The 16,098-nt window shown below is 64.9% G+C and carries 13 protein-coding genes; 7 read left to right on the top strand and 6 right to left on the bottom strand.

Annotated elements, in window-relative coordinates; translation table 11 throughout:
• Positions 1-267: 267 nt before the first annotated feature.
• Entirely contained in the window at positions 268-792 is a 525-nt protein-coding gene (locus FPP74_RS03995; RefSeq protein ID WP_095277227.1) for a carboxymuconolactone decarboxylase family protein, read from the bottom strand.
• A 93-nt stretch (positions 793-885) separates the two neighbouring features.
• Positions 886-1,482 (bottom strand): peroxiredoxin, encoded by a 597-nt coding sequence (locus FPP74_RS03990; protein WP_095277230.1) that lies wholly within the window; start codon positions 1,480-1,482, stop codon positions 886-888.
• A 149-nt stretch (positions 1,483-1,631) separates the two neighbouring features.
• Here FPP74_RS03990 and FPP74_RS03985 point away from each other — a divergent pair, with 149 nt between their 5' ends.
• Both FPP74_RS03985 and hrpA read left to right on the top strand, forming a co-directional pair.
• On the top strand, positions 1,632-2,588 hold the full coding sequence (locus tag FPP74_RS03985; protein ID WP_144717203.1) for a hydrogen peroxide-inducible genes activator: 957 nt from the start codon (positions 1,632-1,634) through the stop codon (positions 2,586-2,588).
• A gap of 23 nt (positions 2,589-2,611) precedes the next feature.
• Positions 2,612-6,565 (top strand): ATP-dependent RNA helicase HrpA, encoded by a 3,954-nt coding sequence (gene hrpA / locus FPP74_RS03980; protein ID WP_144717202.1) that lies wholly within the window; start codon positions 2,612-2,614, stop codon positions 6,563-6,565.
• Positions 6,566-6,591: 26 nt separating this feature from the next.
• Here the strand turns inward: hrpA and nrdR are convergent, their stop codons facing one another.
• Together nrdR and FPP74_RS03970 are read right to left on the bottom strand one after the other, a co-directional pair.
• Positions 6,592-7,050 carry a transcriptional regulator NrdR gene (nrdR, locus tag FPP74_RS03975; RefSeq protein WP_095277238.1) on the bottom strand — a complete coding sequence of 153 codons (459 nt, stop codon included), beginning with the start codon at positions 7,048-7,050 and terminating at the stop codon, positions 6,592-6,594.
• A gap of 91 nt (positions 7,051-7,141) precedes the next feature.
• A complete protein-coding gene (locus FPP74_RS03970) occupies positions 7,142-7,357 on the bottom strand; it encodes a hypothetical protein (protein ID WP_133063988.1) in 216 nt (71 codons plus the stop codon).
• A gap of 381 nt (positions 7,358-7,738) precedes the next feature.
• Here FPP74_RS03970 and lexA point away from each other — a divergent pair, with 381 nt between their 5' ends.
• The 5 genes from lexA to FPP74_RS03945 all read left to right on the top strand — a co-directional run bounded on the left by lexA (position 7,739) and on the right by FPP74_RS03945 (position 13,097).
• Positions 7,739-8,425, top strand: a complete 687-nt coding sequence (lexA, locus tag FPP74_RS03965) for a transcriptional repressor LexA (RefSeq protein WP_095277243.1) — start codon at positions 7,739-7,741, stop codon at positions 8,423-8,425.
• 233 nt (positions 8,426-8,658) lie between these two features.
• Positions 8,659-9,444, top strand: coding sequence for a DeoR/GlpR family DNA-binding transcription regulator (locus FPP74_RS03960; RefSeq protein WP_095277246.1), 786 nt, complete (start codon positions 8,659-8,661; stop codon positions 9,442-9,444).
• Between the two features lie 169 nt (positions 9,445-9,613).
• The gene (locus FPP74_RS03955; RefSeq protein WP_144717201.1) at positions 9,614-10,579 is read left to right on the top strand and encodes a 1-phosphofructokinase family hexose kinase; all 966 of its coding nucleotides are present in this window, start codon (positions 9,614-9,616) and stop codon (positions 10,577-10,579) included.
• A 39-nt stretch (positions 10,580-10,618) separates the two neighbouring features.
• Positions 10,619-12,757, top strand: a complete 2,139-nt coding sequence (locus FPP74_RS03950) for a fructose-specific PTS transporter subunit EIIC (protein WP_144717200.1) — start codon at positions 10,619-10,621, stop codon at positions 12,755-12,757.
• A 70-nt stretch (positions 12,758-12,827) separates the two neighbouring features.
• On the top strand, positions 12,828-13,097 hold the full coding sequence (locus tag FPP74_RS03945; RefSeq protein ID WP_144717199.1) for an HPr family phosphocarrier protein: 270 nt from the start codon (positions 12,828-12,830) through the stop codon (positions 13,095-13,097).
• A gap of 95 nt (positions 13,098-13,192) precedes the next feature.
• Here the strand turns inward: FPP74_RS03945 and FPP74_RS03940 are convergent, their stop codons facing one another.
• Complete coding sequence (locus tag FPP74_RS03940) at positions 13,193-14,470, bottom strand: uracil-xanthine permease family protein (RefSeq protein ID WP_095547131.1); 1,278 nt, start codon at positions 14,468-14,470, stop codon at positions 13,193-13,195.
• A 62-nt stretch (positions 14,471-14,532) separates the two neighbouring features.
• Positions 14,533-16,065 carry a GTPase HflX gene (gene hflX, locus FPP74_RS03935; protein ID WP_095277259.1) on the bottom strand — a complete coding sequence of 511 codons (1,533 nt, stop codon included), beginning with the start codon at positions 16,063-16,065 and terminating at the stop codon, positions 14,533-14,535.
• Positions 16,066-16,098 lie beyond the last annotated feature (33 nt).

The raw sequence follows: 16,098 nt of genomic DNA, 5'->3' as shown, positions 1-16,098 counted from the left end.
GGAGTTGGCGGGCGCGGTCGCGTGGCAGGCCGAGTCCGGTGAGGTCCTCGAGGGTCATGCCAGCGGCCGCCGCGACAAGTTGCATGCCGCGGCGGTCGATGGATACGAGGTCTGCCAGTGCGTTCATAGCAGCCACGTTACCGGCTCTGAGCTGGGGAAACAATGGGTTGTGAGGATTCACCCATTTTCGGCCCGGGAGGGAACCGCGGGCCGGTTTGGTGCGTCTAAATAGGGTTGGGGGTTTGCGTGGCGTCGATAAGCGAGCTGCTAGCGCGCTGCCTCGATCTCGATGGCCTGGGCGACGGCCTGCACGACGGCGCCGACCTTGACGCCCTCCCAGATCTGCTCCTTGGTCAGGCCCTCCTCGCGCAGCGTGTTCGCGTGGGCGACGCTGCAGTGCTCGCAGCCGTTGATCGCGGAAACGGTGAGGGACCACAGCTCGAAGTCGGCCTTCTCCACGCCCGGCTTGGAGATGATGTTCATGCGGAGACCGAACTTGACCTGCGCGTAGTCGTCGCCAAGCCAGCCCTTGGCGCGGTAGCCGACGTTGTTCATCGCCATCACGGTGGCGGCGCCGAACGCAGCGTTGAGGGCCTCCTCGGAGAGGTGCTCCTTCGCCTCGTCGGTAATTTCGGAGATGACGGTCGCGTTGCGGGTCGCGGCGGCAGCGGCGACGAGCGCGCCCCACAGCTGCTGCTCGCTCAGCTCGGTCGAGCGGGTCAGCGAACCGAGGTTCAGCTTCTGGTCCTTGGCGTACTCCGGCAGAGCGCCGCGCAGGTTATCAATAGACATTGGGTGTCCTTTCGTGTGATTGGTGGTAAGTAGACAAGCGCCCCGCCACTCCAGCGGTGCGGAGCGCGGGGCGGCTTCGGGCGAAGAATCGCGCTACTTCAGGGCGTCCTGAACCACGGCCATCTTGTCGATGTTCTTGGTCGGATCGTTCTTCTGCCAGTCGCAGGCGCAAACCTCCTCGGACTGCAGTGCGTCGAGGACGCGCAGGACCTCGTCGACGTTGCGGCCGACGGCGTCCGGGGTGACGGACACGAACTGGACGATGCCGTCCGGGTCGATGATGAAGGTCGCGCGGTCGCACACGCCGTCAGCGTTCTCGACGCCGAGAGCGCGGATCAGGTCGTGGCGGACGTCGGCGAACATCGGGAACGGGATGTCCAGCAGGTCCTCGTGCGTTGCGCGCCAGTTGAAGTGGGAGAACTCGTTGTCCGTGGAGCCGCCGAGCACCTGGGTGTCGCGGTCCTCAAACTCCTCGTTGAGCTTGCCAAAGGCGGCAATCTCGGTCGGGCATACGAAGGTGAAGTCTTTGGGGTAGAAGAAGACGATCTTCCACTTGCCCTCGTACTTGTCCAGGGAGACCTGCTCGAAGTAGTCGTCCGGGGAGGACGCGTCTGCTTCCTTGAGGTTGCCGCCCTTGAGCGCGGTCAGGTTGAACTCCGGGAAACGCTCCCCAACAGTCATGATCGGCATAGTGATTCCTCCATATACATAGGGTGAATTTGCGTACTGTGACGCAGTTAGTCACGAACACGTTCTCACGTCTTCTGCCACCCGAGTATGCCACAGCCCACCCGGAAGCTCAACAACAAAACCTATAAAGGTGCGGTATGATGATAGGCATGAGCAATAAGGAATATAAACCGACGCTCGCGCAGCTGCGCACCTTCGTCACGATCGCGGAGAACAAGCACTTCGGCACCGCCGCGGCCAAGCTCGGTATCTCGCAGCCGTCGTTGTCGCAGGCCCTCGTCGCGCTCGAGGGCGGGCTGGGTATACAGCTCATCGAGCGCTCGACGCGCAAGGTCATCGTCACCGCCGCCGGCGAGGAGCTGCTCCCCTTCGCAAAAACCACGCTCGAAGCAGCCGACGCTTTCGTCGCCCGCGCACAGGGCGCCCACGGCGTGCTCAACGGCCCGTTGACCATCGGGATGATCCCCACGGTCGCCCCGTACCTTCTGGCGGATCTCCTGCCGCGTCTGCGGTCCGAGTATGAGAACCTGCAGCCGCGCATCGTGGAGGAACAGACCGAGCGTTTGCTTGAGCAGCTTCGCGACGGTCGCATCGACCTCGCCGTCCTCGCCCTCCCCACCGAGACGCCCACGCTCACCGAACTGCCACTCTACGACGAGGAATTCGTCGCCGTCACCCACGAGGATGACGCGCTCGCGGGGCGTCGCGACCTGCCGCTCGCCGCCCTCGAGGAGCTCGACCTGCTGTTGCTTGACGACGGCCACTGCCTCCGCGAACAAATCGTCGACCTGTGCAAGCTGGCGAATGTGTCTCACCCCGCCGCCAACCAGTCGGTGACGCGGGCGGCGTCGCTCACCACGATCATGCAGCTCGTCGGCGCTGGTTTCGGCGCAACGCTGGTGCCCAAGTCCGCCGTGGCCAGCGAATGCACCCGCCCCGGGATCGGGCTGGCGACCTTCGCCACTGGCGTTGGGGCGCAGCGGACCATAGGGCTTGCGTACCGGGCGTCGTCAAGCCGCGCTGAAGAGTTCGTGGCCCTGGGCGAGTTGGTGAAAGCCGCGTACGCGGAGGCCGACGCGCGCGGAGATGCAGCGCTCGAGCCATGAGCTACTAAGCTGTTCCAGCAGTGATGAAAAAGGATCCAGACAATACGGACGCGCCGAGCCCACTGAGCCCACTGAGCAAGGACGAGCTGTACCGCCAGCTCGACTCGGTGCCGATCAACCAGGAGCGTCGGTTTCGGCGGCGGCTTTCCAAGGCCAAGGCGCCGCAGGCGCTCGCCGCGATCGGGGCGGACATTGCGGAGGCGGCGCGTGGCGTCGAGAAGCGAAATGCCCTCGTGCCCGCCATCGAGTACCCTGAGCAGCTGCCCGTTTCCGCGCGGCGCGACGACATCATGGAGCTGATCCGCGACAACCAGGTCGTGATCATCGCTGGCGAGACGGGCTCGGGCAAGACCACGCAGATCCCGAAAATGCTGCTGGAGATGGGGCGCGGGCGACGCGGGCTGATCGGACACACGCAGCCGCGCAGGATCGCGGCGCGCACGGTGGCCGAGCGCATCGCCGACGAGCTGGGGCAAACGATTGGCCAAACCGTCGGCTACGCCATCCGCTTCGACGACAAGGTGTCGGACTCTACCGCCGTGAAGCTGATGACGGACGGCATCCTCCTCGCGGAGATGCAGCGCGACCGTTTTCTCAACGCCTACGACACGATCATCATCGATGAGGCCCACGAGCGCAGCCTGAACATCGATTTCCTCCTCGGATACCTCAAGCGGCTCCTGCCGAAGCGGCCGGATCTCAAAGTCATTGTCACCTCGGCGACGATCGACCCGGAGCGCTTCGCCGCGCACTTCGCGGCCGCAGACGGCACGCCCGCGCCAATCATCGAGGTCTCGGGCCGCACCTACCCGGTGGAGATCCGTTACCGGCCGCTCGTCGAGCAAGTGGAGACGAAGTCGGGCACGAAAGACGTGGACATCGACATGATTGACGGCGTCGTCGATGCCTGCAAGGAGCTCATGGGCGAGGGCAAGGGCGACATCCTCTGCTTCTTCTCATCAGAGCGCGACATCCGCGACTGCATGGAGGCGCTGGAGAAGCAGCACTGGCGCGGCGTGGAGGTCGTGCCGCTGTTCGGGCGCCTCTCCAACGCGGAGCAACACCGCGTGTTTTCCCCGCACTCCGGCCGCCGCATCGTGCTGGCCACCAACATCGCGGAGACCTCGCTGACCGTGCCGGGGATCCACTACGTGGTGGATACCGGGCTGGCCCGTATCTCTCGCTACTCCACCCGCACGAAGGTACAGCGCCTGCCCATCGAGGAGGTTTCGCAGGCCAGCGCGAACCAGCGATCGGGCCGCTCGGGACGTACCGCCGACGGCATTGCCATCCGCCTGTACTCGGAGGAAAACTTCGAGGCGCGGCCCGAGTTCACCGACCCGGAAATCCTGCGCACCAACCTGGCCAGCGTCATTCTGCAAATGATTTCGCTGCGCCTCGGCGACATTTCCGAGTTCCCGTTTATCCAGCCGCCGGACCACAAGGCAGTCCGCGACGGTCTCCTGCTCCTCCACGAGCTGGGCGCGCTCACCGACAAGGAGCGCGGCGGCGCCCCCGTCTTGACGGACATCGGCCGCGACCTCGCGCGCATCCCCGTCGACCCGCGCATGGCGCGCATGCTCGTCGAGGCCAACACCCTTGGCGTGCTCGATCGCGTCACCGTGATCGTCGCCGGCATGACCATCCAGGACGTGCGCGAACGCCCCCTGGAGTACCAAGCGCAGGCGGATCAGGCGCACGCACGCTTCAAGGACAAGACGTCCGACTTCCTCTCCGTGCTCAAGCTCTGGGACTACATAAACGAGTCCCGCGACGACCTGTCGGGCAACGCGTTCCGCAAACGGATGAAGCGCGAGTTCCTGCACTACATGCGTATCCGCGAGTGGTACGACCTGGTGCGGCAGCTGCGGGATGTGGAAAAGCAGTTGGGGTGGATTGTGCGGGCGTCGCAAAGCACTCAAGCCGACGGCGAAGCAGACGCCGACGCCGTGCACAAATCGCTGCTCACTGGCCTGCTGTCAAGCATTGGCGCGCGCGACGGCAACTCAAAGGAGTTCCAGGGCGCGCGCGGCACCCGCTTCCTCGTCTTCCCCGGCTCGAGCCTGAGCAAGAAGCCGCCGGAGTTCCTCATGGCCGCGGAACTGGTGGAGACCTCGCGGCTGTGGGCGCGCGACGTCGCCAAGATCGAGCCGCAGTGGGTGGAACGCGCCGCGAAAGACCTGCTCAAGCACAGCTATTCCGAACCTGTGTGGTCGCGCAAGCGCTCCGCGGCGATGGTGCACCAGAAATCCATGCTTTACGGCGTCACTATTGTGCGCGACCGGCTCGTGCCGTACCACAAGGTGGATCCGGAGGCGGCGCGCAGCATGTTCATCCGACACGCGCTGCTGGAGGGCGATTGGAACCGCCACCACACGTTCATCGAGCACAACGACGCCCTGCTCGCGGAGGCCTCCGAGGTGGAGGAAAAGGTCCGACGCCGCGGCCTCGTGGTCGACGAGGACACGCTGTTCGAGTTCTACGACGCCAAGCTGCCCGCCGACGTGACCACCGCGCGGCACTTCGACTCCTGGTGGAAGAAGCAGCGCCGCACCGACAAGCGCTTCCTCGACTTCGACCCGGAATCGCTGCTTGACGACACCGGCACCGACACCTCAGCCACCGCCTTCCCCGAGACGTGGCGGCAGGGATCGATCAACTACGACCTGCGCTACAAGTTCGAGCCCGGCGACCCGTTCGACGGCGTCACCGTCGAGGTCCCGGTCCCGCTGCTCGCAGGCCTGAGCCCGGATGGCTTCGACTGGCTTGTACCGGGGCTGCGCGAGGAGCTCATCACCGAGCTCATCCGCTCGCTCCCCAAGGCGATTCGCACCACCGTCGTCCCCGCGCCCGACTTCGCGCAGCGCGCCCTGCCCCTCCTCGAAGACGGGCAGCCGCTTGTCGACGCCCTCGCGTCCGCCCTCCAGTCACTGGGGGCCTCCGGGGTCAACGGGTCAGACTTCTCACCGACTCGACTCCCGGCGCACCTGACCATGACGTACGCCGCAATTGACAAGCGCGGGAAGGTTGTCGACCACGACAAGGACCTTGCCGCGCTGAAGAAGCGGCAGGCGGGCAAGATCCGCTCGTCGGTGTCAAAGGCGAGCCGGGCAGCGGAGTCTAAGGCCGTGGCGAAGTGGACGGCGGACTCCCTGGGCGAGGTGCCGGCGACGGTGCAAACCACCATTGATGGCAATAGCGTCGACGCGTTCCCCGCGCTGGAGGCTACCCGCGACGGCGTGCGCGTCACGGTCTTCCCAACGAAGGCTGCCGCGGACGCGTCGATGATCACCGCGACCCTCACGCTGCTGATCCGCGAGATTTCGGTCTCTGCGCAGCAGATGACCAAGGGGTTGCCGCTGCGCCAGAAAGTGGCGGTGGACCAGTACCCGCACGGTGGCGCGAAGGGGCTCGTGGAGGATGCACGGGTGGCCGCGATCCGCGACCTGATGATGCAGCACGGTGGCCCCGTGCGTACTCCGGAGGAGTTTTCGGCGCTCGTGGCCAAGGTGTCGCCAGAAGTTCCTGGCGCGGTGCGGCGCATGGTGGTGGGCATCGCCCCTGGGCTCGTCGCGTACGCGAACATGGCGCAGGAGCTGTCGCAATGGGAAGGTCCCGCGATTGATGACATGCGTTCGCAGCTCGAGTTTTACCTCCCCCGCAACGCGTTGACCAGGCACGGACTGACCCACCTCCAGCACATGCCGCGCTACATCGAGGCTATCCGGATTCGCCTTGAGGACATGCGCGTGGATCCCGACCGCGATGCGGACCGGCAGGCAATTGTCGACGGCGCGAAGTCGTACCTTGCCGCCAAGTTGGCCAAGCTCCCCGCCGGGCGGGAAAAGACTCGCGCCTACAAGGACGTGTTGTGGAGGATTGAGGAACTGCGCGTGAGCGTCTTCGCGCAGCGCCTTGGCACGCCGAAGCCGGTCAGCGCGCGGCGCATTGAGAAGATGGTAGACAAGCTGACCTAGCGGCGTGAGCTACAGACTCAACCGGCTCAGAAGTCCTCTTTGTCGCGCCGCCGCATCAGACGAATCTCTGATTCGAAGTCGTCGGCGCTCTCGAACGACTTGTACACGGACGCGAAGCGCAGGTAGGCGACCTCGTCAAGCGCGCGGAGCGGTTCGAGCACCGCGAGGCCGATTTCGTGCGCGGGGATCTGTGAGCTGCCGTGGGAGCGCACGATCTCCTCGACCTGTTGCGCGAGTCGTTTGAGCGCGTCGTCCGACACGTCGCGCCCCTGGCAGGCACGCCGCACGCCGACGATGAGCTTGTCACGGTCAAACGGCTCGCTGATCCCGTTGCGCTTCACCACCGTCAGCACTGCCTTTTCCACGGTGGTGAATCGCCCCCCACATTCGGTGCACTCACGACGCCGGCGGATTGCTGATCCTCCTTCAATGATGCGGGAGTCCATCACGCGCGAATGATCGTTGTGGCAAAACGGACAGTACATTGCAGGCTCCCGCTCCTCGCTGTTCTGGGTACGCCCCGGGGACGTGCGCCCGGGCTTGCCTCCTCAATGTACCGTCCCCCGCGCCGCTTCCCTAGCGGGCGCCAGCGACGTATTGGGCGGAGACTTGGTGGCTCATCGACGCGGTGTCGTCCGAGAACGCACCGCCCACGATCGACCCGATCACCAGCGCGGCGCTCAAGCCCAGTCCCACGAGCACGCTCTCGCGCTTTTCGCGGTGGGATTCGAACCGATCGTCCGCTCGGTCTGGCCACTGCGCCGGATCACCCCTCCCCACATCAACGGCCATTATCGAATTACTGAGCGTTCGAACATGCTCAGCCCCACACCGCCGAACACCACGGGTTTCAATGTCCCACTCGTCAGCACGAGCCGGCATGGAAGCCACCTCGAAGCGAGTAGTAGAAGCACCGTAAGTACCATTTTGCATCATCGTCATGAGTTCATTCCTTTCACGTTCACCGCAATCTTACGAACCGAACCAACACTGTCGAACGGAATACCGTTCAGGCGTTCGATGTCGGTTGCATGTTCGATTTATAGCAGGCACGTCAAAGCTTGTCTAGCGGGCGGGTTGAGAACTCGAACATGTTTGCCCGATCTGGTAGGTTGTGCAGTGCGTAGTTAGCGCGAATAAACTCACACACAGTCACCATCAAAGGAGCACCTCATGGCCCGCAAAAAGGCTGATGCCAAGGATTTGGACATCTCGACGCTGTCTGATCGTCAGCGGCGAATTTTGGAAGTAATTCGGGACGCCGTCGTCCTTCGCGGCTACCCGCCAAGCATTCGCGAGATTGGCGACGCAGCTGGGTTGCAGTCCACCTCGTCCGTCGCCTACCAGCTCAAAGAGCTTGAAAAGAAGGGCTTCCTGCGCCGCGACCCGAACAAGCCTCGCGCGGTCGACTTGCGCCATCTCCCCGACGCACCCGGCAAGAAGCCGAAGCCGAGCACGGACACAAACGTGCCGGAGGATGCGTCGACTCCGCGCTACATCCCAGTGGTCGGCCAGATTGCCGCCGGGTCGCCGATCCTCGCAGAGGAGAACGTGACGAGCTACTACCCGATGCCGGAGGATCTTCTCGGCGACGGCGACCTGTTCATGTTGCAGGTCGTCGGCGAGTCGATGCGCGATGCCGGCATCCTCCCCGGCGACTGGGTCGTCGTTCGCTCCCAGCCCGTGGCAGAGGAGGGAGAGTTCGTCGCAGCCCTGCTCGACGGCGAGGCGACGGTGAAGGAGTTCCACAAGGATTCCAGCGGCGTGTGGCTCCTCCCCCACAACGATGCCTACTCGCCTATTGACGGCACCAATGCGGAAATCATGGGACGCGTCGTCTCCGTGTTCCGCACCATGTAGCACCTCCACCCTGAACACACGCCCGCAGCGATCCCTCGCGCGGGCGTTTTTCTTGTTTGTAGCTCACCTCCGCTTATCACCTTCAACCACTGTGACGATTTCCGGATATGTGGCGGGTGCTGCCCCCGCTTCGGGGGAGTCGGGCACAACAACAACCAATCGGGCACCAATCAATGCGACAATGACAGGTATACGTTTTCCCGTCTTACATCCCGACATACTGAAGGAGCGCCGTGTACGCAGAAGAACGCCGGCGACAAATTGCCTCCCTCACCGCGGTTGAAGGTCGAGTCAATGTCACTGAGCTGGCCGAAAAGTTTGGAGTCACCGCGGAGACGATCCGTCGCGACCTGGCTGTGCTCAATGATGAGGGCATTGTCCACCGCGTGCACGGTGGCGCCGTAGCGAGCCAATCCTTTCTCACCACCGAGTTTCCGCTTGAAGCCCGCTATCGCGCCGCGTCCACGGCCAAGATGGCGATCGCCCGTGCAGCGCTCCAATTCCTCCCGGACCGGCCGGACCGATCTCTCTTCCTCGACTCTGGCACGACCATCAATGGTCTGGCCGAAATTATTGCCAAGCACCCCTCGGCTAAAGATTGGCACATCGTGACCAACTCGCTGCCCACTTCCCTCGACCTGGCGAGCGCGGGCTTGGAAAATGTGCAGCTTCTGGGTGGAACCGTTCGTGCGATCACCCAAGCGGTCGTCGGAGACATCGCCCTTCGCTCCATTGCCATCCTGCGCGCCGACGTCGCCTTCATTGGCACCAACGCATTGACCATTGATCACGGGCTCTCCACGGCCGACCCCCAAGAGGCCGCGATCAAGAAGGCGATGGTCACGAACGCGCACAAGGTGGTGGCGATGTGCGACTCGACCAAGCTCGGAAACGACTACCTGGTGAGCTTCGCCCGCCTGAGCGAAGTCGATGTGCTGGTGACCGACTCGGAGGCGCCAAAGTCCTTCATCGATGAACTCGTCGCACACGGCGTCGACGTCATTACCGCGTCCGAGTAAGCCCGTTTTCCCGCTCACTCGTGTGAGATCGCTTCCGAATGGTTGAAAAATCACACCTATTCGGACATACTTGGGGGGTGGCGCTTAGTGCCCGGCATCGCCAACAGACTCGCTGCGTAGGGGCGCTCTCGTGCCTCACCCCACTACATCAACAGTAGGGAGCGAATCCATGATCATCACGTTAACGCCGAACCCCAGCATCGACGCCACACTCAACGTCGATAGCGTGGCGCGCGGCGAAGTGGTCCGCGCCACCGACGCCAGACGCGAGGCCGGTGGTAAAGGCATCAACGTCGCCAACGCTGTCGCGCTGGCTGGCAAGGACGCCCTCGCGATCGCGCCGTGTGGACTACACGACCCATTCATCAGCGCTGTCGAGCGCGCGCGCATCCCCTTTGAACCAGTGCCCATCCAGGGCAACGTGCGGACGAATACTGCGCTCACCGAGCCGGACGGCACCACCACCAAGATCAACGAGCGTGGTGCCGAGTTGTCGGGCGAGGAGCAGCGTGGCGTCGAAAAGCAACTGCTCAACCACGCACGAAACGCCGACGCTGCAGTGCTGGCTGGTTCGCTGCCGCCTGGTGCGGCGCCGGACTGGTACGCCGAGCTTGTCGCTTCCCTGCGCAAGGCTTCGCCGGATCTTGTCATTGCTGTGGACACGTCGGATGCGCCGCTGCAGGCGCTAGGGCGCAAGCTCGACGGTGCGGCACCGACCATCATGAAACCGAATTCGTTCGAGCTGGCCCAGCTCACCGGCGCGGACGGGCACGAGCTCGAGGCCGCCGCCGAGCGCGGCGAGTACGATGCCATCATCGCCGCAGCGCGCGCCCTCGTGAAACGAGGTGTGCAGGAGGTGCTGGTCACGCTCGGTGGCGCCGGCGCGTGCCTGGTCACGGCCAACGGCGCGTGGGCGGCCTCCGCTCCCCCGATCACCGTTCGCTCCACCGTTGGCGCGGGCGACAGCTCGCTCGCCGGCTACGTGATGGCGCGAGTCGAGGGCCTCGAGCCCGCGGATTGCCTCCGCCGGGCCGTGGCCTACGGCTCGGCCGCTGCCTCGATGCCGGGCACGGGGATTCCTTCCCCGTCCGACCTGGACGTCGAGCGCACCAAAGTCTTCAGCCTTTCCAACTAATTCAATACCCATATCCTTCGCTACAGAGTAGGAACTCCTATGAACTCCCCACTCATCACACCTGACCTGGTCAGGCTGGACGTGGACTTCGGCTCCTCGCCCGCGGACGTCATCCAACACCTTGCCGGGCTCATAGAAGCCACCGGGCGGGCGACCGACGCAGGCCCCATCGCTGAAGCGGCGACTGCCCGCGAAGCGAAGGCCGGCACCGGTGTCAACGGCCGTGTGGCCATCCCGCACTGCCGCGTCGCTACGGTCAACGAGCCCACCCTTGCCTTCGCGCGCCTGTCCAATCCGGTTGATTTCTCCGGCCCCGACGGCAATGCCGAGCTGGTCTTCCTCATCGGCGCCCCCGAGGGCGGCGGCAAGGAACACCTGAAAATCCTGTCCAAGCTGGCCCGCGCGCTGGTCCGCGGTGACTTTGTGGAGAAGCTTCGCAACGCCAGCACCGAGCAGGAGCTTGTCGACGCCGTGCTGGAGGTCGTCAACGCCGAACCGAAAAAGAAGAAGCCGAAACCGGCCACGACCGATGGCGCCGCAGCCGCCGGCAGCACGGCCGTCACCGCGGGCGCTGCAGGTACTGCGGGCACTTCCGGCGCGAAGCAGGACGTCATCCGCATCGCTGCGGTCACCTCGTGTGCGACCGGCATTGCCCACACCTACATGGCGGCTGACGCGCTCACCCAGGCAGCCGAAAAGCGCGATAACGTCGAGCTCATTGTGGAGCCGCAGGGGTCGTCCGGCGGGGACCCGCTCGAGCAGTCCTTCATTGATAGCGCCGACGCAGTCATCTTTGCCCACGACGTGGCCGTGCGAAACAAGGGCCGCTTTGCCGGCAAGCCGGTCGTGGACTCCCCGGTCAAGCGCGGCGTGAACGAACCGGACGCGATGATCGACGAGGCCATCGCCGCGGCGAAGGACCCGAAGGCCCCTCGCGTCGCGGCTGCCTCCGAGTCAGCCGGCGAGGACTCCGCAACCGGTTCCTCCGGCGAAAGCTGGCCGAAGCGCCTGCAGCAGGCGATCATGACCGGCGTGTCCTACATGGTGCCGTTCGTCGCCGCGGGCGGTCTCCTGCTCGCGCTCGGCTTCCTGCTCGGCGGCTACGACATGGCCAACGGCTGGCAGGCGCTGGTCACCCAGTTCACGCCGTGGGATCTGCCGGGCCACGAGGTGACGGTTGACGGTGTCACGGCAACCTTTGAGCGCTCCGGGTGGGCGCTCTACCTCGGCGCCGTGCTCTATGCCACGGGCCAGATGGGCATGCAGTTCGTCGTGCCGGCCCTCTCCGGCTACATCGGCTACGGCTTGGCCGGGCGCCCCGGTATCGCACCGGGCTTCATCGGCGGCGCCATCTCCGTCATGGTCGGTGCCGGCTTCATCGGCGGCCTGGTCACCGGCCTGCTCGCCGGCGTGATCGCGTACTGGATCCAGACCTGGAAGGTGCCGCGCTGGCTCGGCTCGCTCATGCCGGTTGTGATCATCCCGCTGCTGACCTCCCTGATCGTCGGCCTGCTGATGTTCCTCCTGCTGGGCCGCCCGCTCGAGGCGCTCATGCTGGGGCTGACCGACTGGCTGTCGTCCATGACGGGGTCGTCGGCAATACTGCTTGGCATCATCATCGGCCTGATGATGTGCTTTGACCTTGGTGGCCCGGTGAACAAGGCGGCGTACCTGTTCGGTACCGCAGGCCTGTCCGCTGGCACGGACGCCAGCTTCGAGATCATGGCGACCGTCATGATCGCCGGTATGGTACCGCCGATCGCGCTGTCCATCGCGACCTTCCTGCGCAAGGAGCTGTTCACCCCGGCCGAGCAGGAGAACGGCAAGTCCGCGTGGCTCCTGGGTCTGTCCTTCGTCTCGGAGGGCGCGATCCCGTTCGCAGCAGCTGACCCGTTCCGCGTCATCCCCGCGATGATGCTGGGTGGCGCTACCGCGGGCGCGGTCTCCATGGGCCTGGGCGTGGGATGCCAGGCGCCGCACGGCGGCGTGTTTGTCATCTTCGCCTACGACCCGTGGTGGGGCATGGTGATCGCGCTGGCCGCGGGCGTACTCGTGGCCACGTTGGCCGTAATTGCCATCAAGCGTTTCTGGCCCAACAAGGAAATCCAGAAGGCCGCTGTTGACAAGGCTGCGCAGGAAAACACCGCTTCGGCGGGCGCGCAGCAGGTAGCGGCATAACCAACCCGGTGCCTACACTGGTACCCAATAAATCAGCACTCAACCAAAGTATTTTCGAAAGGACCTCATTATGGCTTCCAAGACCGTCAAGGTTGGCTCCACCGTCGGACTGCACGCACGCCCGGCAACGATCATCTCCGACGCCGCAGGCGAGTTTGATGACGAGATCATCCTGACCCTCGTCGGTGGCGACGAGGACGACGAGACCGACGCCGCGTCCTCCCTCATGATCATGGCGATGGGCGCGGAGCACGGCGACGAGGTCACCGTCACCTCCGACAACGCCGACGCCGTTGAGAAGATCGCCGCGCTGATCGAGCAGAACCTCGACGAGGAGTAGCCTCCCCGCGATCGCACAACTTAAGGCCCCTGGCACCTTCCCAGTGAAGGTCCAGGGGCTCTTTCGTGCTTATCGACGCCCCCGTAATCCCCTCCTTACCGGTACTGGCCCTCCCCGACCGAGTTGTACAGCCACCGCATGAGTGGGTAGCCGACGATGATGCCCACAGACCCGATGGCGATCCCCTCGAGCGTCACGGAGCCGACGGTGAAGGACAGGTTGCCAATGCCCACGATCAGCGCGACCGCGGCGGCAGTGAGGTTGACCGGGTTGGTGAAGTCCACGTTGTTGTCCTGCCAGATGCGCACGCCCAGCATGCCGATGAGCCCATACAGGACCAGGCACGCGCCGCCGAGAACGCCGACGGGAATCGTGAAGATGATGGCGCCGAACTTGGGCACGAACGCCAGTGCGATGGCAAAGCACGCTGCCACCCAGTACGCCGCCGTGGAGTACACCTTCGTCGCCGCCATCACGCCGATGTTTTCCGCGTACGTGGTCGTTCCGGAGCCGCCGAAACCGCCGGCGAGGGTGGTGGCAATGCCGTCGCCGATAAGTGCCCTGCCCTGCAGGTCATCCAGGTCTCGGTGGGTCATCTCGGAGACCGCCTTGACGTGCCCGACGTTTTCGGCGATGAGCACCACCATCACGGGCAGCGTGACCAGGATGGCAGAAAGGTGGAATTCCGGCGAGTGGAACTGCGGCAGGCCGATAAGGGGCGCGGCGGCGATGGTGTCCAGGGCGTCGTCGGCAAGCCCGCCCGTGGCTGCGGCGTAGGCCCAGCCCACGATCACGCCGATCAGGATGCTCAGGCGCGAGATCATCCCGCGGGTCGCCACGGTGATCAGCACGATCGCCGCGAGGGTCACGCCAGCGACGGCCGGCTGTGCTTGGACGTTGCTCACCGCGGTCGGCGCGAGGTTGAAGCCGATGAGGGCGACGATAGCGCCGGTGACGGTGGGCGGCATGACCGCGTCGATCACGCGCTTGCCGGCCACGTGCACGACCGCGCCGACGGCGATGAGGAGCAAGCCTGTCACCAGCACCCCGCCCAGCTGCGCGCCGATGCCGTACTGCTGGGAGGCGGACAGCGGCGCGATGAAGGCGAACGAGGAGCCAAGGTAGCTGGGCAGCCTGTTCTGGGTGATGAGCAGGAAGAGGATCGTGCCCAAACCTGAAAAGAGCAGTGTCGTGTTGACGGGGAACCCGGTCAGGGTCGGCACGAGCAGGGTCGCGCCGAACATGGCCACGACGTGTTGCATGCCGATGCCGATGGTGCGCGGCCAGCTCAGCCGTTCGTCGGGTGCGACGACGGCACCGGGTTTCACGGTGCGGCCGTCGCCGTGCAGGGACCAACCGTATGAAGTATTCACGCCTGGCAGTCTAGGCAGGTGTACCTAGCTGGTTCCAATCGTTTACGCAGGCACTCGCCCGCTTACGCGACTACGAATTCCGCGTACTGGTCGGCGAGCACCTGGGGCAGACGGACGTCGATACGCGTGCCCTGCTCCTCGTACTCCTCGCGGCGCACGGTGCCCTCCTCGTGGACGTGCGAGACGACGTCGCCGCGGGTGTACGGGACGAGCATCTCCACGTGGGCGTCGAGGGTGTTGAGGAACAACTCGACTTTGCCTTCCAGCTCGGGGATGCCCTCGCCGGTAAGGGCGGAGACGAAGACGACATCGTGGCCGGAGGAATCGAAGGCGTGGCGCAGCTCTGCAAGCACGAGCGGATCAGCCTCGTCGATCTTGTTCACCACGACGATCTCCGGCGGGATTTCCTCGCCGGATTCGCGCGTGATCTCTGCCAGGACCTCGTTGACCGCCTTGATCTGCTTCAGCGGGAACGGGTCCGAGCCGTCCACCACGTGCAGCAAGAGATCCGCGTTCGTGACCTCTTCCAGCGTGGACTTGAACGCCTCGACCAGCTGCGTGGGCAGATGGCGCACGAAACCGACGGTATCGGTGAGGACAACATTGCGGCCGTCCGCCAGCTGGGCGCGCCGCGTCGAGGGGTCCAGGGTGGCAAACAGCGCGTCCTCCACCAGCACGCCCGCGTCCGTCATCGCGTTAATCAGCGAGGACTTGCCCGCGTTGGTGTAGCCAGCGATGGCAATCTTGGGCGTGGTGGAACGCTGGCGCCGCGCGCGTTTCACCTCGCGCGCCGTCTTCATCCCCTTCAGCTCGTGGCGCAGGCGCGCCATGTCCGCGCGTAGGCGGCGACGGTCTGCCTCAATACGAGTCTCACCAGGGCCGCGGAGGCCCACGCCCCCGTTGGAGCCGGCGCGACCGCCCGCCTGGCGGGACAGGTTGCCGCCCCAACCACGGGTGCGCGAGAACAGGTATTCCATCTGCGCCAGCGAGACCTGTGCCTTACCCTCTCGGCTCTTCGCGTGCTGGGCGAAGATGTCCAGGATGAGCATGGTGCGGTCGATGACCTTGGTCTTCAGCGCCTCCTCCAGCGCCACGATCTGCGAGGGCGAGAGCTCACCGTCAAAGACCACCGTGTCCGCGCCGGATGCCTGCACGATCTCGCGCAGCTCCCCGACCTTGCCGGCACCGATGTAGGTGCCCGGGTCGGGCTTGTCGCGCTTTTGGTAGATCATCTCCACGACTTCCGCGCCCGCCGTCTCCGACAGCGCAGCGAGCTCACGCATGTTCGCTTCCATCTCCGCAGTCGTGCCCTCGAGCCACGCGCCAACGAGGATCACTCGCTCAAGGCGCAGCTTGCGGTACTCAACTTCGTAGTCGTCTTCGAGCTCGTCAGTACGAATCTCGGTGTGCTGTGTCACCCTGCGGAACGAGTTACGCTCCTCCAAGTCGAGCGCGCCAGTCGTCGGGGCGTCAGCCCCGGGCTGCGGCGAGTTGTGCCGGAACGCCCGCTCGAGCAGCGCATCACGCGCCGCATCCTGGTCGCTCTGGTCGTCCTGTGCTCCCTGAGCACCCTGGGTGTAGAACGTTGAGGTCATTCAGTCCTTCTGGTCAGAACTTCCGGGCCACGT

Origin of the sequence: Corynebacterium sp. NML180780 (genome assembly GCF_007786415.1) — a bacterium.
GTDB classification, from domain to species: Bacteria; Actinomycetota; Actinomycetes; order Mycobacteriales; family Mycobacteriaceae; genus Corynebacterium; species Corynebacterium gottingense.
Note: the sequence above shows the minus strand (reverse complement) of the source record. Positions and strands in the feature narration are given on the sequence as shown.